This is a genomic window from Marinobacter sp. (assembly GCF_035268745.1).
Taxonomy (GTDB): Bacteria; Pseudomonadota; Gammaproteobacteria; order Pseudomonadales; family Oleiphilaceae; genus Marinobacter.
This window is the reverse complement of sequence record NZ_DATFKH010000077.1, coordinates 1-3455: the sequence shown is the minus strand read 5'-3', so window position 1 is coordinate 3455 and position 3455 is coordinate 1. Positions and strand designations below refer to the sequence as shown.

The window sequence follows — 3455 nt, the reverse complement described above, 5'->3', positions numbered from 1 at the left end:
GGTCACTTTCCGTGCCCACTATAATACGGTCCGGCTTCATGAAGTCGGAGACGGCGGCACCCTCTTTCAGGAACTCGGGGTTGGAGACCACATCAAAATCCAGTTCCAGGCTGCGCCTGTCCAGCTCGCCACGGACAGCCGTCTTGACCTTGTCAGCAGTACCCACCGGCACCGTGGACTTGTCCACGACAACCTTGTATTCGGTCATGTAATGGCCAATCGATTGAGCCACTGCGGTGACATACTGCAGATCCGCTGAACCGTCTTCGTCCGGCGGCGTGCCGACGGCAATAAACTGCAGGGTCCCGTGGCCCACCGCTTGCTCTGTATCGGTGGTAAACGACAGGCGACCAGCTTCTACCGTATGCCTGACAATGGACTCCAGGCCCGGTTCGAAGATCGGAATCTGCCCGTTTCTGAGCTTGTCAATCTTGCCCTGATCCACATCCATGCACAGCACATCATGACCCACATCGGCAAGACAGGCTCCGGTAACAAGCCCAACATAACCGGTACCAAAAATAGTAATTTTCATCCTTTAAAACCTTAAAATATGCGATTCGTTTGATAACCCGACAGCGCGGTATCAGCCCTGCCTGTCCTGCCAGATTTTTTCCCAGGCCAGTGCCGTCCCGACGATGGTATCCAGATCATCATAATCCGGCTGCCAGCCAAGCACCTGTCTGATCTGCGAGTTGTCCGCCATCAGCGCAGCGGGATCGCCCGCCCTGCGGCCGGTTTCCTCAACGGGAAAATCGTTTCCGGACTTTTGTTTAACCACGTCAATCACTTCACGTACGGTGAAGCCGCGCCCGTAGCCACAATTGAGAACCCGTGACTCGCCGCCATCGGCCATGTAGTCCAGTGCCATGACATGCGCCTTGGCGAGGTCCTCCACGTGGATGTAATCCCGGATACAGGTGCCATCGCGGGTGTCGTAATCGGTGCCGAACACACTCATGCCATCCCGCTTGCCAGTTACACATTCACAGGCCACCTTGATCAGATGGGTCGCTTCAGGCGTCGCCTGGCCCAGCAGCCCGTCGCGGCTGGCTCCTGCCACATTGAAGTAGCGCAGAATAACGTAGTTTGAAGAGCGCGCTGCCGCCAGATCCATGATCATCCGTTCGCTCATCATTTTTGATGCGCCATAGGGATTGATTGGTGCCAGCGCCAGATCTTCGGTCAGCACGGTCTGCTCGGGCATGCCATAAACCGCAGCCGTCGATGAAAACACCAGATAGGGAATCCGGTGTCGCTCCACTGCTTTCAACAGATTCAGGGTATTACGGGTGTTATTGCTGTAATACTTCAGCGGGTTCTCGACAGACTCGGGGACCACAATATTTGCAGCGAAATGCAGAACAGCCTCGATGTTATGATCTGCAAAGACCTGTTCAAGAGACGATTCATCGGCAAGATCCCCGACAACCAGCTCGCCGCAGGTCACGGCCCAGCGATAGCCGGTGGACAAATTATCGAAAACCACCACATCATGACCAGCCGCGCCCAGCTGCCGCACCACATGACTGCCAATATACCCGGCACCGCCGGTCACCAGAACTTTCATGACTGTTACTACTCCTTCCCTGATGACTGTTTATTGCGCAGACGATGAGCTTCACGTCTGGCGGAAAAAAAATTCTGAATGAGGGCCCCGCACTGACTGGCCAGAACGCCCCCGGTTGTTTCGACCTGCCAGTTCAGATGCCCGTCCTGCAGACTTTTACGGGCTGACTCGACCGCCCCGGCCTTGGGTTCCGTTGTCCCATAAACCAGGCGACTGATTCTGCCATGAACAATGGCTCCAACACACATGGTGCAGGGCTCGAGTGTGACGTAAAGTGTAGCACCGGAAAGCCGGTAATTGCCCACCCGGGCCGCCGCATCCCGTAACGCCCTTACCTCGGCATGGGCCGTGGGATCACAGCTTGATATCGGGGCATTGAAACCGGCGCCGATTTCGCGACCATTGCGAACCACAACGGCGCCGACCGGTACTTCGCCAGCAGCAAGCGCCATATCTGCATGCTCCAGCGCCCTCTTCATCCAGTAATCATCTGTATATTCATCATCCCGGTCTGGCATAATAGCCAAGGTCCTGCATCCTCAAACTGACGTCGCCATACTGGCTGAAGGTGGTGAATATAACACCGCTGGGTGATAATTCGCATCAGTTGGGTGCCGGGGACCTGTGAATCGGGCGCTCAAGACGGTGTACACGGGATGGTGCTCACTCAGGTGTCGGCTGCAAATGACACTGACTCCAGGAACAGGATGAAAATCGATTGATGTCGTTGCGCACAGGAAGGCACTCAATGACCCGGTCCGGAGCCTCGGGTTCCAGGCTCAATCTTTATGCACTGGTGGTCGCACCGGGTCTTGTTCCATGTGCCTGCAGGATTGCCAGGGTGGTCAGGGACGGCAGCACGGTTCGGCTCGATCTGGTCGAACTTTCTTCACCCGGGGTCTCTGAACACTTTTCGTCACGGCCAGGCGCTCAGGCGGCTCTCCATGTTTTCCTCGGTAACCGGGCGGACAGACAGCGTATCCACTTCAAGGGGTCAGTTTCCGCCCGCACCGAAGGCTTTTCATTCGAGGTTGATGACCGGGATGCGATGGCGCCTGGTGACACAGAGCGTCTGTTTCACAGCCCGACCGGTAGTGAGCCACCGCATGGCAATATACTGAAAGAGCTCTACCACCAGCATTGCCGGAAACTTCTCGACCAGTTACTTCCCGAGTTTATGGATGGCACGTTTGCCGGCATTGAAGCCGACCTTGAGCAGGCAGCGGAGTTGCGTGAAATCACGCGACTCAAGGATATGCGCTTCATTTTCCAGAGCCGTCGGCAGCGGATGCTCAGAGATTATCGGGCTCAGTTCCAGGCTAACCAGGCGGATCTGGAAACCCCCTCCAGGCTCCATGTCAATGGCAGCGAACTGCACCTGCTGGAACGTCATGAATTCGAGGACTGGCTCGACCTCCAGGCTATTTCCACGCGCATCAGCAAAGCCAACAAAGGTTTCATTTTCCTGCTGAACCAGTTCATGAACCAGGTCTTCCACCTGGATGTCAATAATGACAACAATCCGCTGGCGCCGCGGGCGTTAGGTGTCTGTCTGCAACACGCCGTCGACAACCTGGGAATTGCCGGGGAAAACCGGCCCACACTTTACCGGGCCTGGGAGAATGCACTTGCAAAAGTCTGGTCCGCAGCGGTCCGGTCAATGATCAACGACTTTCGCAAAGACGGGCTTGAAGCCCTGGAAATGACAGAACTGCCAGCGAACTGGTCGCTCGGTGACAAAGTATCAGAGCTGAAAAAACCAATAGCCGAAAGCGGTCAGGACCAGCGCAGCAGCGCCCGGGAAGCCGGCCAGCCAGGTGCAGCCTCCGCCAGAGCCACACAATCAATCTTCCAGTTAATGGCGCTGGAGGATGGTTACGGGACA

Annotated in this window: 4 protein-coding genes; 1 reads left to right on the top strand and 3 read right to left on the bottom strand. The window is 56.3% G+C overall.

All coding sequences use genetic code 11. The annotated features are described in order from the left end of the window. From VJ956_RS06740 to tadA, 3 genes are all read right to left on the bottom strand, one after another. Positions 1-535: nucleotide sugar dehydrogenase (locus tag VJ956_RS06740; RefSeq protein ID WP_324083062.1), on the bottom strand; the 535-nt coding region annotated here is incomplete at its 3' end. A gap of 51 nt (positions 536-586) precedes the next feature. Then, positions 587-1570 (bottom strand): UDP-glucose 4-epimerase GalE, encoded by a 984-nt coding sequence (galE, locus tag VJ956_RS06735; RefSeq protein WP_324083060.1) that lies wholly within the window; start codon positions 1568-1570, stop codon positions 587-589. Between the two features lie 8 nt (positions 1571-1578). After that, a complete protein-coding gene (gene tadA, locus VJ956_RS06730; protein ID WP_324083064.1) occupies positions 1579-2088 on the bottom strand; it encodes a tRNA adenosine(34) deaminase TadA in 510 nt (169 codons plus the stop codon). A gap of 230 nt (positions 2089-2318) precedes the next feature. Here tadA and VJ956_RS06725 point away from each other — a divergent pair. Continuing rightward, a partial coding sequence (locus VJ956_RS06725; protein WP_324083059.1) for a DUF1631 family protein occupies positions 2319-3455 on the top strand: 1137 nt, incomplete at its 3' end.

What these genes read in the sequence shown, in the direction of transcription:
- tadA (WP_324083064.1), bottom strand. Translation starts at nt 2,088, where the DNA reads ATGCCAGACCGGGATGATGAATATACAGATGATTACTGGATGAAGAGG.
- galE (WP_324083060.1), bottom strand. Translation starts at nt 1,570, where the DNA reads ATGAAAGTTCTGGTGACCGGCGGTGCCGGGTATATTGGCAGTCATGTG.